This window comes from Verrucomicrobium sp. BvORR106, from assembly GCF_000739655.1.
Taxonomy (GTDB): Bacteria; Verrucomicrobiota; Verrucomicrobiia; order Verrucomicrobiales; family Verrucomicrobiaceae; genus Verrucomicrobium.
The window spans coordinates 109,817-130,109 of the sequence record NZ_BATR01000002.1 but is presented as its reverse complement, the minus strand read 5'-3'; the positions used below and the strand labels follow the sequence as shown (position 1 = coordinate 130,109).

At 63.4% G+C, this 20,293-nt stretch carries 9 protein-coding genes; 6 read left to right on the top strand and 3 right to left on the bottom strand.

Annotated features, from left to right (window positions below; genetic code table 11):
• Positions 1–1,080, top strand: a 1,080-nt coding sequence (locus BV106_RS00565; protein ID WP_038158851.1) for a UdgX family uracil-DNA binding protein, incomplete at its 5' end; no start/stop codon positions are given.
• A 64-nt stretch (positions 1,081–1,144) separates the two neighbouring features.
• Here the strand turns inward: BV106_RS00565 and BV106_RS00560 are convergent.
• The gene (locus BV106_RS00560; protein WP_038158786.1) at positions 1,145–3,907 is read right to left on the bottom strand and encodes a PVC-type heme-binding CxxCH protein; all 2,763 of its coding nucleotides are present in this window, start codon (positions 3,905–3,907) and stop codon (positions 1,145–1,147) included.
• A 195-nt stretch (positions 3,908–4,102) separates the two neighbouring features.
• Between BV106_RS00560 and BV106_RS00555 the strand changes: the two genes are divergently transcribed.
• From BV106_RS00555 to BV106_RS00545, 3 genes are all read left to right on the top strand, one after another.
• Positions 4,103–5,674 carry a PQQ-binding-like beta-propeller repeat protein gene (locus BV106_RS00555; RefSeq protein ID WP_038158784.1) on the top strand — a complete coding sequence of 524 codons (1,572 nt, stop codon included), beginning with the start codon at positions 4,103–4,105 and terminating at the stop codon, positions 5,672–5,674.
• Positions 5,675–5,850: 176 nt separating this feature from the next.
• Positions 5,851–6,660 (top strand): AraC family transcriptional regulator, encoded by an 810-nt coding sequence (locus BV106_RS00550; protein WP_051944607.1) that lies wholly within the window; start codon positions 5,851–5,853, stop codon positions 6,658–6,660.
• A gap of 401 nt (positions 6,661–7,061) precedes the next feature.
• Complete coding sequence (locus tag BV106_RS00545; RefSeq protein WP_051944606.1) at positions 7,062–7,931, top strand: helix-turn-helix domain-containing protein; 870 nt, start codon at positions 7,062–7,064, stop codon at positions 7,929–7,931.
• On the opposite strand, the gene BV106_RS00540 is transcribed toward BV106_RS00545, so the two are convergent.
• Both BV106_RS00540 and BV106_RS00535 read right to left on the bottom strand, forming a co-directional pair.
• Complete coding sequence (locus tag BV106_RS00540; protein WP_038158841.1) at positions 7,909–8,550, bottom strand: response regulator transcription factor; 642 nt, start codon at positions 8,548–8,550, stop codon at positions 7,909–7,911. The two genes, BV106_RS00545 and BV106_RS00540, sit on opposite strands and share 23 nt — an antisense overlap.
• A gap of 23 nt (positions 8,551–8,573) precedes the next feature.
• Complete coding sequence (locus tag BV106_RS00535) at positions 8,574–11,573, bottom strand: two-component regulator propeller domain-containing protein (protein WP_038158781.1); 3,000 nt, start codon at positions 11,571–11,573, stop codon at positions 8,574–8,576.
• Positions 11,574–11,750: 177 nt separating this feature from the next.
• Here BV106_RS00535 and BV106_RS00530 point away from each other — a divergent pair, with 177 nt between their 5' ends.
• Both BV106_RS00530 and BV106_RS00525 read left to right on the top strand, forming a co-directional pair.
• On the top strand, positions 11,751–12,572 hold the full coding sequence (locus BV106_RS00530) for an AraC family transcriptional regulator (protein WP_051944603.1): 822 nt from the start codon (positions 11,751–11,753) through the stop codon (positions 12,570–12,572).
• 437 nt (positions 12,573–13,009) lie between these two features.
• The gene (locus BV106_RS00525) at positions 13,010–20,275 is read left to right on the top strand and encodes an autotransporter-associated beta strand repeat-containing protein (RefSeq protein ID WP_265595178.1); all 7,266 of its coding nucleotides are present in this window, start codon (positions 13,010–13,012) and stop codon (positions 20,273–20,275) included.
• The last annotated feature ends 18 nt before the right edge of the window (positions 20,276–20,293 follow it).

Here is a 20,293-nt window from a genome sequence, read left to right as displayed (position 1 = left end):
AAGTCGGTGCGGCGGGATGTGCACAAGATGCGGGCCTTTGTCCGCTTCCGTGAGGTGGTCCATGAGGGGCAGGTGCTGTATGTCGCGTGGTTCGAACCTCAACACCACATTCTGGAACTCAACGCCCCCTTCTTCATTGACCGCTTCGCCGGCATGCAGTGGTCCATCCTCACGCCGGAGCGCTGCCTCCACTGGGATGGCGTGAAGGCCACCTACACACCCGGGGTGAGCCGCCATGATGCCCCCACCGGGGATGCCATGGAGTCCCTCTGGCTCCAATACTACGCGCACATCTTCAATCCTGCCCGCGTGAAGACCCACGCCATGCTGGCGGAGATGCCGATGAAATACTGGCGAAACTTGCCAGAGGCCGCCATCATCCCGACCCTGCTGGAGCAGGCCGCACCCCGTGTGGAGGTCATGATGGCGCGCAGTCATGCCCTGCAATCGCGACTGAAGGAGGCGCATCCCGCTGATGTGCCGGATACGGATGACCTCGAGGTGCTGCGCGATGCCGCGGCCACCTGCAAGGCCTGCCCGCTATACAAGGACGCCACGCAGACCGTCTTTGGCGAGGGGCATGTGTCTGCTGAGATCGTCTTCCTCGGAGAGCAGCCGGGGGACCAGGAAGACCTCTCGGGCAAGCCCTTTGTCGGTCCCGCCGGCCGGTTGTTGGACCAGGCACTGCAGGAGGCGGGCATTGATCGGGAGACCTGCTATGTGACCAATGCCGTGAAGCACTTCAAGTGGAAGCGGCAGGGCAAACGCCGCCTGCACCAGACACCGGTGCCGGCAGAGATCCATGCGTGCAAGCCCTGGTGGAAGGCGGAGCTGGCCATCATCAAGCCGCGCATCCTCGTCTGCCTGGGTGCCACCGCCGCCAAGACGGTGCTGGAGCATCCAGCGAAGATAGGCGACTTGCGTGGTGAGTTCATGAAAACCACATGGTGTGAAAAGACCCTGGTGACCGTGCACCCCTCCTCCCTCCTGCGCCAGCCGGATCCGGAGATTCGAAGGGAGGAGATGGCGCGTTTTGTTGCTGACTTGAAGCTGGTGGCCCGGGTGCTGGCCAGACGATGAAGAAGCGGGAAGGGGTAGAGGAGGCTGACGAAGCATCCCAAGGAGCGGCGACAGGAACCAGGAGTTATTTCAAAGTCATGAGGAAGGCCTTCACGTCCTCCAGTTCCTGGGGCTTGAGCACCAGCCCCAGCGGGGGCATGGGAGATGCGCCCAGCGCTTCGAAGCCCTTGGCCAACACCTTGCCGGGCTCAAGCAGGCTTTCATTGATGTAGGCGGCGGGGAAGCGACTGGCGACGCGGTCCAGTGCCGGACCCACGGTACTGCCCTGACCTCTGAGGGTGTGGCAGAGCACGCAGGCAGCCGCAGGGTGCTTGTAGAAGACCTGCTCACCGCGCTTCACATCGCCAGCCAGCGGAGCCTCAGCGGGTGTCCCACCGCCGGGACGGGCATGCTTTTGCTCCACCACCTTGAGGGCTTCGCGCAACCATTCGTCACCGTTCACCATGGAGTCATTGCGTAGCTGCTCCACCAGTGGTGTCCAGGAAGGGGAGGGTGGGAACTCGGCTAGCTTCACCAGAGCGGCGAGGAGGGTGGCGGGATCCGGATCCGCGGCCACCTTGGTGCTGATGAAGAGTGTTGCAGTGTCGGCGCTCGTGCCTAGGGCGCGGATGGCGTTGCGACGCAGGGCGGGATCTTTGGCTTCAAGGGCCGCTTTGTGCGTGGCGGGGTCCAGGGCGCCCAGGCCATGCAGAGTCCAGAGGGCATGGATGACGCCTACATGCCCGCTGTTTCCACTGACGATGGATTTCAAAGAGGGAGCGGCGTCAAGCTTGCGCCCTTCCACCAGGAGCCGTTGCGCGGTGAGCCGCCAGAACTGGGTGTCGCTGCCCAGCGCCCGGACCAGATCGGCGGTCGCTGCACCTTTGAGCGAGCGGATGGCAGGTGGCCGGGCCTGATCCCACACGACCCGGTAGATTCGGCCTCTGGCGTGATCCCGCAGCGGGTTCTCATGAGCGCCGCCGGCTCCAGTTCTTCCATCGAACCCGCCCCGTTGACGGCTGGGGGTGGGATTGTGCTGGATGATAAAGTTCTGCCAGTCGGCCACCCAGACGGCTCCGTCTGGCCCTACTTCGGCAAACACCGGGGAGAGCCATTCATCGCTGCTGGCCAGGAGGTTGAAGCCATCGTTCGCCACATAGCCGGCGCCCTGGGGCTGCACGTCCATGAGGGAGACGACCTTCATGGTCGGCTCCGTCACCATGGCCATGCCTTGCAGCCACGGCGGAAGGTTCGCGGAATAGATGAAGGCGGAGCCTGCGGCCGAGGTGTAGCCGCCGAAGACGTCCACCTGGCGGTAGTTGGGCGTGATGGCGTGCACCTTCTCTTCCACGTTGATGCGTTTGGCCGTCATGAGCCGCATCCCCGGTGGGGTGACACGTGCGGGGATGCCGCCGTAGAAGATAGGGGCGTTGTTGGCCGTGCCGCCGAAGTTGTCTCCTGCGGCGTTCTGGCTCTGGCCCCAGGAGTTGTTGGAGAATTGGTGCAGGAACTCCAGCTCTGATCCATCCATTTTGAACCGGTACGTGCCCTGGGTGAAGGCCAGGGACTTGCCGCCCACCTGCCCTTTGAAGCCGGAGTAGCCCACGCAGCCATGGAGCCAGTTGTCGTAGCCGTAGTGCAGATTGTTGGCCTGCGCGTGAGTATCGCCGATGCCCCAGCCCTCCATGATCACCTGCCGCACATCCGCCTTGTCATCTCCGTTGGTATCCTTCAGGAAAAGGAAACGCGGAGGCTGCGCCACGATGACGCCGCCATTCACCAGCACCAGGGAGGTGGGGATGTTCAGCTTCTCTGCGAACACGGTGAACTTGTCGGCGCGGCCATCGCCGTTCGTGTCCTCACAGATCTTGATGCGGTCATGCCCCACTCCGTTGGGGGCGACATCATGCGGATAGTCGCCTGTCTCTGCCACCCAGCATCGACCGCGCTCATCCCACGCCAGTGCGATGGGCTTGGCGATGTTTGGCTCTGCGGCGAAGAGCTCAAGATGCAGGCCGGCAGGCACCTGGGTGCGTTCCATCGAACCCTTGACGGTGAACGGGCGCTGGAAGGTGATGGGCTCAGGCCGGTTCTCATAGTTGGCCACGTTGGGATTCCGCTCCCGCTTCTCCGGCTCCCGTTGGGTGACGAATGCCTGCCACTGCACCCGGCGCGCGTCGCCGATGGCCCAGAGGATCGCGTTGCGCAGCAGGAGTTGGAAGTTCGTATTACTCCAGGTGCGGTTGTCATGCCCACTGGCGGTGTAGAAGACGCGCCCCTTGCCCTGCTCACGCACCCAGGTCCAGGGCTCGCGCTCGCGCTCGGCCAGCAGCTTGCGCCCCAGCGGGTTGTGCTGGTCATGCACGTAGCTTTCATCCCACGTCTCGTACTCGGCCACGCCTTTCATGATGGGGTGGGCTTTGTCCACGGTGGAGGCCTTGAACACCCCGGCACCGTGGGACTTGAAGCGGGCACCCACCAGCGCGGCAAATCGGGGTTCGTTCCCAAAACAGGCACTGCCGCAGTGCACCGGCAGAAATCCGCCTCCGGATTCGATGAAGGTGATCAAGGCATTGAACTGCTCCGGCGTGATCTTGTCATGGTTGGCGTAGAGCATCACCGCATCGTAGCGGGCCAGCGTCTCCGGGTTCAGACAAGTGGGCTGGGTGAAGAAGTCGAAGTAGATCGCATCCCTCCCGCACTCCTGCATCAGCAGGGCCGCCGCGGTGCTGCTGTTGTGGACTTTGTTGTTTTCGTGCCCGAGGAAGAGCACTCTGACAGGGCCGGTAGCTGCCGGGGCTGTCAGGGTGATGCACAGGGCAATCAGCGTGAATAGCAGGTTTTTCATGGGAATTGGAGCAAGTAAGGTGTGCTCGGTACAACGGATGGCCTCGTGCAATCGTGAGCGCGGTGGACTGACATCTTTTGTGTGAAATCGGAAATGCAGGTGGTCAGGGCACGAGCGGAAGGGAGCTGCATGAGAACCGAGGCACGCAGCGTTTCATTGGTCACGATTCTGCATTGCACGCACCCTGTTACCGCCATGGCTCCCTTCATCTCCTCCTGCGGATCTTTGCTTTCGCTTCTGTTTTCCACGTCGCTGGTTGCCGCGGAGTGGAACCAGTGGCGAGGAGCGGCGCGCAATGGCATCAGCGACGACCGGACTCCGCTGGTGCGATCCATACCGGATGCAGGGCTGCCTGTGCTCTGGCAGAGCGATGCCATCCCCAGTGATCATGATGGCGGTCACGGCAGTCCCGTGGTGGCGGACGGCCGCATCTATCTGAGCCTGGTGTGGCATGTGCATGTGCCATCCACCCAGCGCGTGATAGAGGACGAGCACCTGGTTTCACTGGGCTATCGCGATACCAAGCTCCTGGGGCCGACGATTACGGCAGAGCTCGAGCAAGTGCGCAAGACGCTGCCAGCCGGTCTCCGGGGAGAGGCCTTGAACACGAAGGTCCGGCAGTGGGTGCAGGAGCACTTCAATGACGAACAGCGACTCATCCTCGGCTCCTGGGCGGAGTGGCGGCTCGGGCAAAAGTCCGCAGCAGTGGATCTGGAAGTCCTGGGCAGGATCCGGCCCAAGGTGGATCAACCCTTTGCCTCTCACGAAGAGATGGTGAAGTGGCTGACGGATGCCGGGATCACGCCGGAGGTTCAGGAAAAACTCTTGAAGCTCGTTCCGGCCACCGTCAAGGAGGCGCAGGATGTGATCCTCTGTCTGGATCTGGCCACCGGCAGGACCCTGTGGAAGTATGAAGCCCCGGGCAAGCCAGTGGATCGTGCCGCGTCCTCCACCTGCACGGTGATTGATGGCACTGTGTACGCGTTGGGCAGTACGCATCTCCATGCGGTGGATGCGCAAAGCGGGGCGCTGCGCTGGAGGCGCGAGGTCGGGAAGAGCCAGGGCAGCTCGCCTCTGGTGGTGGGGGCCCGGCTCTGGTACGTGGCGGAGGGGCTGCACTGTCTCTCCACGCGGGATGGAGCTGTGCTCTGGCAGAAGCCCAAGCTCAAGGGCGGGCACTCCAGCCCGGTGCTGTGGAAGGCGGGAGCTCAAGGGGAGGTGTTGCTCTGCGCCTCGGGAGACAAGCTGACCGGAGTGGATCCCACCACGGGAGCTGTGCGCTGGGAATTGTCCGGAGGCGGTCCATCCACGCCAGTGGTTCAGGGGGAGTGGCTGGTGTTTTTGAGTGATGACAAAGAGGCCGGGCTGCAGGCCTTCCGTGCCCAGGCTGAAGGTCCGCCACAGCGGCAGTGGAGCCAGTTCTGGCTCGCTTCGCGCTATTCCTCATCTCCGGTGATTCATGGCGGAAACGTCTATCTCATGGAAGGCGGCCGCCACCTCTGCGCCAGTCTGGCAGACGGATCGCTGCGGTGGGACGAGAAGGTGGAAAGCACCATCTCCTCTCCCGTGCTTGCCGATGGTCGGCTCTGGAGTCTGGAGCAGAACGGGATGTTCCTACGCGGTCTCGCGGCGGACCCTGCTGCCTACAGCCTCTCTGGACGCACCAAGGTGGAAGCGCTCTGGTGTCCCACGCCCTTGATTGCAGAAGGCAGGCTCATCCTGCGGCGGAAGGACCGCGTGGTCTGCCTGGATCTGCGCCAGAAGTAAGCGCTTGCTGGGGCTGGGGCGGGTACTCACAATGAGCCGGAAGGAGTTGGGGAAAATGGCGTCCCAACTGGGATTTGCTGGCAATTTGTTCCGGCATACCATTTAATTGCGGAAGGGGTGGCTCCCGGTGGGGCAACGGATGCCGTTGTCGTGCCGGATGCCGTCCGCTCATTGTCATGAAAGCCAATCCAAGTGCCGCAGAACCTGCCAAGAAGCCCAGCCATCCGGGAAACAATCTCTCGCCCCGCTCCTTTCAAGCGCGCTTCTTCAAGCGCATGGGCACCAACCAGCAGTTCCGTGCCATGCTGGAATTTCTGCCTGAAGTCGAGTATTTCGCCAAGGACGCAGACGGCCGTTTTGTAGCCATCAGCGCCGGGATGCTGAAACGGTTCGGCGGGGAGCGGGAGGAGGACTATCTCGGGGTGCTGGACTCCACCATTCACCCGCCCTACATCGCCCAGGCAATCCGCGAGGATGACCTGGAGGTGATGCGTACTGGCAAGCCTATCGTGGACCGGGTGGAGGCGCTCTTTGCACGGACACGGGCCAAGGACTGGTTTCTCACCACCAAGCTCCCGGTGTATGACGAGCATGGGCATATCATCGGCGTGATGGGCTTTGTGCGTCCGTATCGCGGTGGCGCCCGCCGTGGTGTGGAGGATCAGCAACTCCAGCGCGTCGTGGAGCATATTCACGAGAACTACCGCGAGCGTCTGCCCGTCTCCACCCTGGCGAGGATCGCCCACCTCTCCGACCGCCAACTCAACCGGAGGTTTCAGGAAACATTCCGGATGAGTGTGCAGGAGTTTGTCATGCGCACCCGCATCCAGGCGGCCAGTGATGAACTGGTGGTGTCTGACAAGTCCGTGGCCCAGATCGCCGGGGAATACGGGTTCTGCGACCAGAGCGCCTTCACCCGCCAGTTCCGCCAGCACACCGGGGAGACGCCCCTGGCCTTCCGTCGTCGGAGGCGGATCACGGGGTAGGGGGCTGGGTTGGGCGGTGACTGAGTCGAAGCTCTTCCTCGAAGAGGATGGGGCTACAAGCCCAACGTTGGCGAGCTTCCAGCGAGTCTACGTTGGGTGGGAGAGTGATCGATCTTTACTCCGAAGGAGTTGTGGCGGTCTGAGGCGTCTGCGATTCTGCCTCCATCTTGCAGCGAATGCATTCAGGGATCTTGAACGCGTGTCCGCGTAGCGACTGAGCCGATGGGGACCATCGGACTACGCCAGAGGCGACGCAGGAGAGACGTTCTCCCCCCAACCACAATCTGTCTGACTTTGCCAACGGCTCGTCGGAATTCACCAAGAAACGAGGCTGTTTTCCCATCAAGGTGGTGGCATGCCCGGACTGCGTGTCCAGCCGGTCCGGGGCAGAAGTGCCCCCGATGAAGAGACTGCCTGATGAAATAGTTGTAGGAAGGAACCCGCGCCGCGCTTCTACGGAGGAGGACGGGCTGGCGTTCCAGTCCCGCTTTTTCAAGCGGCTGGGCAACTCCCGGCAGCTTCTTGACCTCATGGAGTACCTGCCTGATGTGGAGTACTTTGCAAAGGACCTGGAGGGCCGCTTTGTCGCCATCAGCCGGGGCATGCTGCGGCGTATCGGGGCCTCGGAGGAGGAGGAGTATTTGGGGATTGCCGACTCCGTCATTCATCCGCCCTCGGTGGCCCGGAGCATTCGGGAGGATGACCTTCACGTCATGCGCACCGGCAAACCTATTGTGGACCGGGTGGAGGCGCTCTTTGCCCGGACGCGGGCCAAGGACTGGTTCCTCACCACCAAGCTCCCCGTCTATGATGCTGCGGGGGAGGTCATCGGCGTGATGGGATTCGTGCGGCCGTACCGGCCCGGAGCCAGCAGCGGCGTGCAGGATGTGCAGGTGCAGCGCGTGGTGGCCCACATTCATGAGCACTACCGCGAGCGCATCCCCGTCTCCGAGTATGCCCGCATCGCCCACCTGTCGGAGCGGCAGCTCAACCGGAGGTTTCAGGAAACCTTCCGCATGAGCCTGCAGGAGTTCATCATGCGCACTCGGATCCAGGCGGCCAGTGACGACCTCCTGGTGACGGACAAGCCGGTGGCGGAGATCGCACATGAGCACGGCTTCTACGACCAGAGCTCTTTCACCAAACACTTTCGCAACCACACGGGGGAGACGCCGCTGGCCTTCCGCCAGTACCGTCGGCTCTCCCGGGACCTGAAGCCCGGGCGGATCGCGGAGGTGGCTGGGGCTGCTACCGGTGGCCCAGATACTTGATGACGGCCTCCGTGCGGGTCTGCACATGCAGCTTCCCGTAGATGACGTGCAGGTGCCCGCGCACCGTGCTGGTGCTGATGCCGAGCTGGTCGGCTATTTCCTTGTACTGGAGCCCCTTGGCCAGCTGGGTGAGGATCTCAAACTCCCGCGGCGTGAGCCCGGAGAACTCGGGGCGGTCCCGCACGTCGCGACGGCTCTCGCTGTGAAAGTGGGAGACCACCTTGCGGGCAATCGGGACTGACATCGGTGCGCCGCCGTTGTGAATCTCCACCACGGCCTCGACGATGCCGGCGGCTGGGGTGCGCTTTAGGATGTAGCCGCTGGCCCCGGCGCGCAGGGCTTCGAAGATCATCTTCGTGTCATCGTAGGTGGTCACCATCAGGACCTGGAGCTTGGGCAGCGTGGACTTGAGCACGGCGGTGCACTCAATGCCGGAGCGTCCGCCCAGATTGATGTCCACCAGCAGCACATCCGGCGGGGCGCCCGGCACCTCGCGGATGGCTTCCTCTGCAGAGCTGTAAGCGCGTGTGCACACGAGCCCTTCGCCGCGATTGATGATGGACATCAAGTGCTCCCGGGTGGTCTTGTCGTCCTCAACGATGGATACTTGGATGGGCATGACAGTGACAGGTTGGGGGTGGCTCATGTGAGGGGTGGTCGTTGGGGCCAGGGAAGTTCGAGATGGATGGATGTGCCGCCTTCCGTGCCGCTGGCGACCTCCAATGTGCCGCCCAGGGCTGTGGCGCGGGCGGTCATGTTCTTGAGCCCGTTGCCCGGTGCGGAAGAGGGTTGATCTGACATGCCCCGCCCGTCATCCGTGATGGCAAGGGAGAGTGATTGCCCGCCCAGCGCGGCCTGAATGCGGATCTCCGTGGCCTGGGCATGCTTGATGGCATTGTTCACGGCCTCCCGCACGATGAGCAGGGTGTGATGGCGGAAGTCCGCGGTGAGGGGGCGGTTGGGATCGGCTTCGGGAATGTCCAGCCGACAGCGCAGCCCGGCGGGCCCCGTCTGGTCCAGCGCCTGTTGGGCGATGTAGTCCAGCAAGCTGGCCAGATCATCGTGCTCCGGATTCACCGCCCAGACGATCTCATCCATGTCCGCCACCGCTTTGCGAGCCGTGCGGGCCAGTCGATCTAGGTGGGCGGGATTGTTGCGCTCCTCCTGGGCCAGGTCAGACAGCATGCAGAGCTCCGTGAGGCTGGCCCCCACCTGATCATGCATGTCGCGCGCGATGCGGGCTCGTTCCTCCCGCAGGCCAACTTCGTGCCTGAGGAGCTCGTTCTGCCGACGGATGCGCCAGGTGGTGATTGCGTTGACCACGAGCGCCAGCATCGCTGCCGCCACGATCCCGGCTAGAATCTGGACCCATGTCCGCTCCCACAGCGCGGGCACGATGATGACGCTCATGACGGCACTCTGCCGGCTCCAGACGCCATCGTTGTTCATGGCCCGCGCTTCGAAAGTGTAGTTTCCAGGACCCAGCCGTTGATATGCCGCGACCCGGTCGCGTGGGGTGCCGACCCAGTCCGTGTCCACCCCGGAGAGTCGGTGCTGGAGCAGCACGTTGTCCGGCGCGGTGAAGCTCTTCGCACTCACCTGCACCCGCAGGCTCTGGATGTTAGGACCGATGTGCACGTCCTGGCTGGCGGTGGGCGTGTTCTCCCACGCCAGGGTGCCGTTGGCCTCTATTTCCTCGATGCCGACCGGTGGCGGAGCCGTGTTGCCACCCGGGATGGAAGGATCGGCAATGACCACGCCGCTGCGGGAGGCGAACCAGATGCGCCCATCGGCGTCCGTCAGCGTGTTGGGATGGTAGCCACTGTTGGCCTGCATGCTGGGGATGCCATCGTCCGTGCCAAACGCGAGGCAGCGCACGGTGGGTTTCGCGCCGTCGGCGACAGCGTTGAGGTCCTCCATGGAGAGGAGGAAAATGCCCCGGTCCCCCGCCGCCCAGAGCCGGTCCCTGCCATCCAGCACCATCTGGGAGACGACTTCGTGGCGCAGCCCCTGGGCGGGGCCGATCACGGAGAGCCTGCCGTTCTTCCACCGACAGATGCCCGTACCGTCCGTTCCCATCCATAGCGCGCCATCTTGCGCCTGCAGCAGGGTGCGCAGGGAGTTGCTCGCCAGCCCGGGAGGGGTGAGATCTGTCACACTGGTGGGCGTGAGTTTGAGCAGGCGGCCCTTGTTCGTGCCGCCCCAGAGGGCCTCTCCTCCCGCCTCGACCAGGGAGGTGACGTCCCCACATCCGCCGGGGGTGGGCAGTTGCTCCCAGCTTCCGGGCGTGCCCGTGATCACGACATCACTGCGGATGATCCAGAGGCGTCTGGAGGACGAGGCATGAATGGCGCGAATGCGCGACTTCCCCGGCGATGCGGCGGGCAGGGGCTCCACGTGATACTGGCCGTCATTCCATCGAACCAGCCTGTCCTGGCTGGAGGCGATCCAGACATTGCCTGAGGCATCCGCCGTGACACAGGTGGCCAGGGGGCCGGGCCAGTCCTGGGGGGCGGTCAGATGCTTCCACGTGCCTGCCTGCCGGGTATAGAGCTCGCCCGTCTGCATCGCCATCCAGATGTTGCCCTGGCGGTCCCGGCACATGCTGCGCGCAGTTTGTGAGATGGGGGACTCCGGTTCATTCAACAGCTCCAGCAAACGCCTGTGCACCAGGCACACGCCCCCTCCGCCCGTGCCCACCCAGATGTTCCCTTCATGGTCCTCCTTCAGCGACCACACGTCCGAGTTGGAGATGGGGACCGTCTGAAGTTTGCCGTCCTCCCAGCAGTAGAGGCCGCCGACATAGCTGCCAATCCACACGCGGTGCCGGGCGTCTTCCAGCAGGGCAAACGGACGGTAACCCGGAGGCTGGGGCGTCAGCCGGGTCACCGGAGTGACACCCTGTTTTTCCGTGAACCGCAGCAGATCTCCCCGGTTGATGATCCACGCGCCGCCCTCTCTCGCCCCTGCTAGGGCATTGGGCCCCGAGGGGAGGGGCACCACTTCCACGAACCGGTCCCCGGCCCACTTCGCCAGCGTTTGTGGCCCGGTGGCCCAGATGGTGCCGTCCGTCGCCTCGGCCACCATGTAAACGGGCGGCTGCGGTTGTGGCTGGCTGTAGCCGATCGCGACCGCGGCCACGTGCAGTTGCCCCTCTTTCACCCGGAAGATCCAGCCGTTCTCATAGCTGATCCAGATCGTGCCGTCCGCGGCCTCGAAGAAGGCGTTTGGCCCCCGGACGGAGCCAACGTCCTGCTTGTCGATGACGGTGGTGATCCCATCCTTGTGACGGCTCAATTCCTTACGGATGACCCACAAGGCCCCGTCCCGGGTCGAGAGCAGGCCCTTGATTCCGGATCTGGGAATGCCCTCCAGCAGGCTCGTCTTGTCCTGCATGCGCCAGCCATCGTAGCGGGCTAGGCCGTTGGGCGTGGCAAAGAGCATGGCTCCATCCGCCGCCTGGGCCACGGCCGTCACATCATTGTTCGGCAGGCCGTCGTCCACCTTCCAGACGCGGGAAAGCCACGGCGAGTCCCCGGCCATGGGGAGCTGCGCCTGCGTGGTGCCGGGTAGCCCTGCCAGCGCCCATGCTGCTCCCAGTATCATCAACAGGGAGGGACGGTGGGGGAGGTGATCCGGCATGGCGGGAGGGCAAATAAGGAACGTCGATTCTGCATCATACCAGACTTCGAAAAAACAGAACATTCGTTCTGTAGAGCCCGGCAGGGGGGCGGCTTACGCTGGTGGCAGAACCTGTCGGGCGCGGGCTGGAGGAAGGGCCCGAACGCATCCACTCGCCGTCCCTCACCCAGCAGTCTCATGAGCATCAGCCTGCCTTTTCCACCCTTCCGCAGCCATGAATCCCACTCTGCCTCCGGCAGGGCAGCCAGGGTCTCGCCCCGCGATTTTCAGATGCGATTCCTGGCTCAGCCCGGGGTGGCCCGGCAGCTGGGCACCCTGTTCGAATACCTGCCGGACACGGATTTCTTTGCCAAAGACCGCGAGAGCCGTTTCATTGCCGTAAGCCGGGGCACGCTGGAACGGATCGGGGTCAGGGATGAGGAGGAGCTCCTGGGGGCCAGTGATGAGAGCATCCATCCCGTCACCGTGGCGCGCGCCATTCGTGAGGATGATCTCCGGGTGATGAGCACCGGGCAGCCCATCATCAACAAGGTGGAGGCCCTCTACGCTCGCACCCGGGCCAAGGACTGGTTCCTGACCACGAAGCTACCGATCTACGATACATCCGGGGCGGCAGTGGGGGTGATGGGGATCGTGCGCCCCTACTTTGGCGCTCCGGGTAGCGCAGCATATGACCTGCAGGTGCAGCGGGTGGTGGCGCATGTGCACTCCCACTACCAGGAGCGCATCCCGGTGGAGGACATGGCCCGCCTCGCAAGCATCTCTGAGCGGCAGTTGAACCGGAGGTTCCAGGAGATCTTCCGCATGAGCGTCCAGGAGTTCATCATCCGCACCCGCATTCAGGCGGCCAGTGACGAACTGCTGGGTTCTGACAAGTCCGTGGCGGAGATCGCCCAGGACAATGGGTTCTATGACCAGAGCGCCTTCACACGGCAGTTCCGCATCCATACGGGGGAGACGCCACTGGCCTTCCGCAAGCGGCGACGCCAGGCGTCCTAGAGCTTGGAGGGAGATGGGGTTGGGATAGGCGGGTGTGTGGGTTCTAGGAAATGAGTAATGAATGGTGGCGGATGGATGAGCGGGGCGGGGAAGGCGGATCCATACCAAAAGTGGACTGACGGGTCCAAGCCATTTCGACACGGGGCCGCGATGATCGTGTCATGCAAGCATTCACATCTTTACAGGGCGTTCGCCAACTCTCTGCGGTGTGGCGCCTGCCGCTCCCGAGCCCGGTAGAACATATGTTCTAGAGACGGACCGGGCCTGGGTTCCCTATGATCCAGGTCACTTCACTGAATCCTCAAGGAACGACTCCAACCTGCCCTTCAATGCTCTTCCGCAGTTGCCAATGTAATGATGATGCCATGACGAGCCTGACAACGGTCGGGAATCGCGATTGGCGAAATGATACCACGCGGCGTCCTCTGCGCACAGCGTTGGCGATTCTCCTCGCGGCGGCGTTGGGTGCCGCAGAGCCCGCTCAGGCGGCGACGGGTGTGTGGGACGGCAGCCAGGACAACACCTGGGCAGGTGCGGCGAACTGGGATATCAATGCCGTTCCCGGAGCAGGAGATACTGCCACCTTCAATGGTGCAGGCAGTGGCAACACCGTCATCAATCTCGGTGCGGGCGTGACGATCCAGTCGGTGCTCTTCGACACCAATCAGGCTTCCGCCTATGTGCTGGGGTCGGGCGCGGCGGGCAGTCAAATCCTCACGCTGGGCAACGGCGGCAGCATCACGATGAATGCCGCCCTCATCAACAACCAGCTCATCAATGCCGCCCTCCTGCTGGGTGCAGATGCCACCACCCAGAGCTACACCTTCACCAACAACAGCACGACGAACCTGCTCAATTTTGCAGGTGCCATCAGCGGCGGTACTGGCGGCACGGCCGGGGTGAAGACCCTCACATTGACCGGGGCGGGTGGCGGCACTCTGAGCGGAGTTATTTCCAATGGCGGCGCGACCTCCGTGGCGGTGACCAAGACCGGCGCAGGCACTTGGGTGCTTTCCGGGACCAATACCTACACAGGTGCCACCACCATCACGGCTGGCGTGCTCCGGCTTGCCAATGCCAATGCGGTGCAGAACAGCACCCTGACCAACAACGTGGCTAACGGTGTGGCGTTCAGTGGCGGCGTGTTGAACTTCAATGTGGGCGGCCTGGCAGGCAATGCGGCATTCGCGCTGACGGATGTGAATGCCTCGAACGTGAATCTGATCGTCGGGGCCAACAACGCTTCCACCACCTACAGCGGCGTGCTCAGCGGAGCCGGCACCCTCACCAAGACGGGCACGGGCAGCCTCACGCTTTCCGGCGCGAACACCTTCACCGGAAACATCGTCGTTAACGGCGGAACGTTGATCGCCTCCAACTCCTCCAATACGAACAACCGTACCTCCGGCTCGTTTGGTAATCCCGGCACGGCAGGAAAGACCGTCACCATCAACAACGGCGGCACGGTTGCAATCTCGGTTGGCAACGCCCTGGGCAGCGGCGGGTCCACCACGATGCCACTTCTCACCTTCATCGTGAATCAGGGCGGCGTGCTGAAAACGGCGGTGCCCTCCGGCGGTGGTGCTGGCAATGGCGATGCGAACATCTTCGGCAACATCGTGTTGAACGGCGGCACTCTGACCACGGGCAACGGATTCAGTGTCAACTATGAGTCCGTCATCCTCATGGGCAATGTGACCGTGGGAGGAACTGTCGCCTCCGTGATCAACTCGGACGCCACCAACACCGTCGCCAACGGCATCATGCTGGGCAGACAGGGTGGAGGCACAGTCGTGTTTGACGTGGCCGATGCCACAGGAAACTCAAACGTGGACCTGACCGTCTCCGTGAAACTGTCCAATGCGGCCAACCTCACCACCGGTGCTCTGACCAAGGCAGGGGCTGGCACTATGCTGATCACCGGTGCTAATACCTACACGGGCCTCACGACCGTCCGCGGTGGCCTTTTGAAGGTGGGGAATGGCACCACCGGTTCCCTGAACGGCACCACGGGCACAGCGCTGACTTTTGCAGGAACCGGCGGCATCGAGTTCAATGAAGCGGCCGGCAGCAGTCAGGGCATGGGTGCGTTGATCTTCTCAGTCGGTGAGGGGACGGTCACTTCCACCTATGGTGGCAGCGGCAACACCACGCTCACGTTTGCCTCCTTCGCCCGCACTGCGGGAGCCACGGCCAACTTCGTCGTCTCCGGGGGCTCCAATGGCACGACCAACAAGATCGTCCTTACCAGTGGCGTCACCGCCGGGGCGTTCATCGACCAGGGCACTTTCTTCGGCGGAAACACCTACGCCTTTTACGACGCCACCGGCTATGTACGCGATCTCCAGTACGGCACGGATGGCGGTGCCTTCACGTTTGCCGGTGGCACCACTCTGACCGGAACGCACGTGCAGACGACTGCGGCCGTAACCGCCCAGGATACAGCCACGTTCACCACCTTGAATCTCAGCGGGAACTCCAACTTCGCCCTCAACACCGGCGCCACCCTGACGGTCAATGGCATCCTGAAATCGGGCAACGTCGCCGGTGGAGCCACCCTCTCCGGCGGCACGGGCATCCAGGCCGCCAGCGGTGCAGAGCTGGTGATTCGCGCGGACCAGCTCAATGACAGTCTCGCCATCACCACAAACATTCTGGCCAACGGGGCCAGCTCGCTGACGAAGAGCGGGCTGGGTACGGTGACGCTTTCAGGAGTCAACACCTACTCCGGAGCGACCACGGTGAATGCCGGGGTGCTGCGCGCGACCACCAACGCTTCTGCACTGGGCGCAGGGGCTCTGACGTTGGCTGGCGGGGAGCTGCAACTCGCCAATGACACCGCCTTGAACTTCGGGCGCAACACCACGGTGACCGGCGATGCCAGGATCACCTCGGACCGCCTGAATGCCGGAGCCGGAGTGACCCACACGCTCGGCACCCTTTCCATTGGGGCGCAGCGCCTCGTGGTGGCGGGTGGTGCAAATGTCAGCAGCGGCACGGCAGGCATTACCTTTGGAGCCACCACCTTCACGGCGGCCCCCATCTTCCATGTCGTGAACCCCACCACTGGCGGCACCACGTTGCTGACTCTCGGGGCGGTGACCAATGGAGGGTTCGGGGTGACCTTCACGGGTAATGGAAACCTCGCCCAGACCGGGGTCATCAGCGGTGCGGGCAGCGTGACTTTTGGCGTGGTCGGCGGCGACGTCTTTAGCGGTGTGGCCACCTTCAACCAGATCAACACCTACACCGGCAACACGGTGGTGAACTCTGGCACGTTGGTGCTGTCGGCCGGCGGCGGAGCGGGTGCGGTTCGAGGAACCGTCACGGTGAACTCCGGTGCCCAACTCAACCTCTCAGCCACGGATTCACTGGGTTTCAATAATGATTCGACCCGGGTTGCCACGGTCAACGTGGTGGGCGGAACGGTGAACAATACGGTCTCCGGCAACCAAGGATACCGGACGAACTTCAACCTCACCGGGGCCACGATGTCCTCCACAGGTGGTGGCTCCTACAACTTCACCACGGGCTTCGGCATCACCACCCTGGCCAGCACCGTCACTTCTACGGTGAGCGGGAACGTGGTTTCGCGTGACGCCGGACCCATGACTTTCACCACCGCCCAGGGGGCGACCGCCTCCGGCGTCGACCTGCTGATCTCCGGCGTGCTGAGCGGGACCGGCATCACCAAGGCCGGGGCGGGCACGATGCATCTCAGCAACACCAACACCTTCACGGGCGTCATCAATCTCAACGGCGGCATCCTGCGCGCCGCCACGGCGGGGATCAACGGGAGCAACACCACCAACGGCATCGTCTTCAACGGCGGCACGCTGCAGGCCGCCGTGGGCGGTATCACCACCGCCAAGGCCATCACCCTCACCGGGGCGGGCACCTTTGACACGAATGGCAATGCCTCCACACTCTCCGGAAGCATCACCGGTGCAGGGCTCTTCACCAAGACCGGTGCAGGCACGCTCACCCTCAGTGGCGCAGCCAATACCTACAGCGGCGGCCTGGCCATCACCGGCGGCACACTGCTGGTAAACAACGCGAACTCAGGGGTGCTGGGAACCGGGACGGTGACCATGGGGGCTGGCACGACTCTGGACCTCAACGGCAACAGCCAGACCACCGGCCTGCTGAAGACCTACGACGACGCCTCGGCGATTACCATTACCTCCAACGCCGCTGGGGGCAACCCGGTAATGACGCTCTCCGGCACGGGTGCTGAGAACTTTGGCGGGGTGATCAGTAACGGGTTGGCGACCTCTCTTGGCATCATTAAGGCAGGCACGGGCACCCAGACCTTCTCAGGAAACAACACGTACACCGGAGCCACCCAGGTCAACGGGGGGATGCTGCGCATCACCGGCCGTCTCGGCAATACGGCCGTCACCGTAACCACCACCGGGGCGCTGGGGGGGAATGGAACGATTGGGGGCCTGGTTTCCCTGTCGGGTGCCGGATCGGCCATCAATCTCCAGGACGGCCAGTCGGGAACGCTCACCCTTTCCGCAGGGCTGACGCTCAACGGTGGGAACGTGCTTTCCTTTGACCTCGGCACCACAGGCGACCAGATCGCGCTTACCGGCGGGACCTACACCTTCACCAGCGGCGTGGCCACCATCAACCTGGTGAACATCGCTGGCTATGGGGCGGGCTCCTACCAGCTCATCACCGGGGCCACGGGCATCAGTGCGTCCAACTTCGAACTCGCAGCCGCCTCCCTGGCGGGCTTTAACCTCTCCCTCAGTGTTACAGGCGGGAATGCGCTGACGCTGAATGTCTTCACCAGCACCTCTCCGGCGGTGGCCTACTGGAAGGGGGATGTGAGCGGCGTCTGGAGTGCCCTTAGCGGTGGCAACTCCAACTTCACCAGCGACGCGGCCGGGACCGCGGATCCGGGCCAGGCGCTTGACGGCACCTCTGCAGTGATCTTCTCCGCGACTGGAGCGGCGAATGAAAGCAGCACCACGCTCGGGGCAGACATCTTCATCAAATCGCTCACCATCAACTCCGCGAGCGCTGTGGGCATTGGCGGGGCGAACGTGCTCACGATTGTTGACCCTGCGGGGATCACGATCAACTCGGGGGCGGGCGCTCTCACCCTCTCCGCCCAGGGTGTCGCGCTGGGGGCCAACCAGACCTGGACCAGCAACTCGGCCAATGCGGCGGTGATTTCCTCGATCATCAGCGGGGCCCGCACCCTCACCCTGGCCGGCACGGGCACCTTCACCCTTTCTGGAAACAGCACCTTCTCCGGTGGTCTCAACCTGTCTTCCGGCACCACCTTGAACATCAACCAGGGGGGCACGGGCGCAGGCAACTCTGCTCTGGGTACCGGCACTTTCACGATTAACGGCGGCACGATCAACAACACCAGCGGTGGCGCGGTGACGGTGGGCACGAACAACGGCATGGTGTGGAACGCCAACTTCGTCTATGGCGGCACCAATGACCTGAATCTGGGCACGGGCGGGGTCACCCTGTCCGCCACCCGTACGGTCACCACCAACGGCTCCGGCACCCTGACCGTGGGCGGGGCGATCAGCGGCGCGGGCTTCGGCCTGGTGAAGAACGGGACGGGCACCCTCAGCCTCACTGGGCAGAGCACCTTCACCGGGACCCTCAATGTCAGCGACGGCACGCTCCGCCTGCTGGGGGCGGTCAATGCCCTCAATACAGCCAACATCGGCCAGGTTACTATTGGTGATACCGCGAACCTGAATGCGATTCTGACCATTGATGGCGGCACGCTGAACGCCACGAAGAACACCAGCCCAAGCCTCGCGGTGGGCTCGCTGGCCAACAGCCGCGGCTTCGTGAAGATGTCCTCGGGCAGCATCACCACCACGAGTGAGTTCCACCTGGGGCGTGGTGCCGGAGCCTTTGCCGCCATGTCCATGAGCGGTGGAACGGTCACCTCGGGCAGCTGGTTTGTGGTGGGGTTCAACAACGACCGCGCCGTCATCAACCAGACCGGTGGTGATATCTTTGTGAATTCAAACCGCATGACGGTCGGAGCAGGGGGCACGGGCTCCATCGGGGTATACAACATCAGCGGCTCCGCCACCTTCTCCGCGCTGAGCGGCACGGGCGGGATGTTCGTGGGTGAGAACGGCGTTGGCATCTTGAACATATCCGGATCTGCCGCCGTCAATCTGGCGACCAACGGCCTTGCGCTCGGCCAGGTCGGGGCGGCATCCAACGGCACGGTCAACCTCCTCGGCGGCACTCTCACTACCAACCGGGTGACCAGAGGCGCCGGCACCGGCCTCTTCAACTTCAATGGCGGCACCCTGAAGGCCAACGCGACCAACACCACCTTCATGACCGGGCTCACGAACGCCTTTGTCTATTCGGGTGGGGCGAAAATCGACACCGCAGGTTTTGACATCACGATTGGCCAGGCGCTGCTCGCACCCAACGGCAGCGGTGTCAGCAGCATTGCCGTCTCCGGTGGCGGTGCTGGTTATGTGGACACTCCGGTGGTGGTCATCAGCGGAGGTTCCGGTACGGGAGCCACGGCGGTGGCCACGGTGGTGAACGGAGTGGTCACTGGCTTCACCATCACCAATCCCGGTACCGGCTATGTGGATGGGGATGTGCTCACGGTCACACTGCACGGGGGCGGGGCTGCCACGGCCGCCAGCGCGGGCACGGTGGCTCTCAGCAGCAACACCAGTGGCGGGCTGACCAAGAGCGGTGCGGGTGTGCTGACGCTTTCAGGAGGGAATACCTATACGGGCGGCACCACCATTCTGGACGGTACGCTGGCGCTGGGGGCGGCCGGAGTGCTCGCCGATACCGGGGCCGTGACAGTGAACGGAGGCAGCGCGATCTTCAGTCTGGGGGCGAACAATGAAACCGTGGCGGCAGTGACGTTGACGAATGGCCGCATCGAAGGCTCCACCGGGGTGCTGACCGCGAGCGCCTATGATTTACGCAACGGCACGGTCACGGCCATCATGGATGGAAGCGCTGCCGTCACCAAGAGCAGCTCAGGAACGGTGACGGCATCTGCCGCCAACACCTACACCGGTGGTACGACCGTCACGGCTGGTACTTACCTAGTGCAGAACACCGCTGGCAGTGGTACCGGCACCGGGCATGTCACAGTCCAGTCAGGGGCCCGATTCGGAGGCGCCGGTTCCGTCGTGACCGCTGCGGACCGCAACATCTCCATCAACAGCGGTGCCAACCTGCAGGTGGGCAAGCTGGGTGAGTTCGGGGACAGCGCTGGGCAATCCTTCACCCTTCAGAACAGCGGCACGGGGATCATCACTCTTCAGGGAACGCTGGAGTTCGACATTGTGGAGAACTTTGGCGGAGACTCCAACCTGGCATCCCCGCTGGCTACCAATGACGTGCTGGTCCTGAAGAGTGACAACGCCATCGTCCTGGGAGGCACGCTGAAAGTGACGGATATCAACGAAACTTCCGAGTTCTGGATGGAGCTGGACAAGTGGCAGCTCATCGACTGGAGCAACGTGGTTGTAGGTGGGAACCCGAACAATGCCAAGTTCACCGGCTCCCTCGGCCTACTGGACATGCCGGATCTCGGTGAGGACTTGAAGTGGCAGCTCTCCACCGATCTCAACGGCCTCTACATCCAGGTGGTGGTGGTGCCTGAGCCGGGCCGTTTGATGCTGCTTTTCCTGGGTGTGGCATGCCTCTCCCTCCGTCGCCGCCGTTGATCAAAATTCACCGAAACA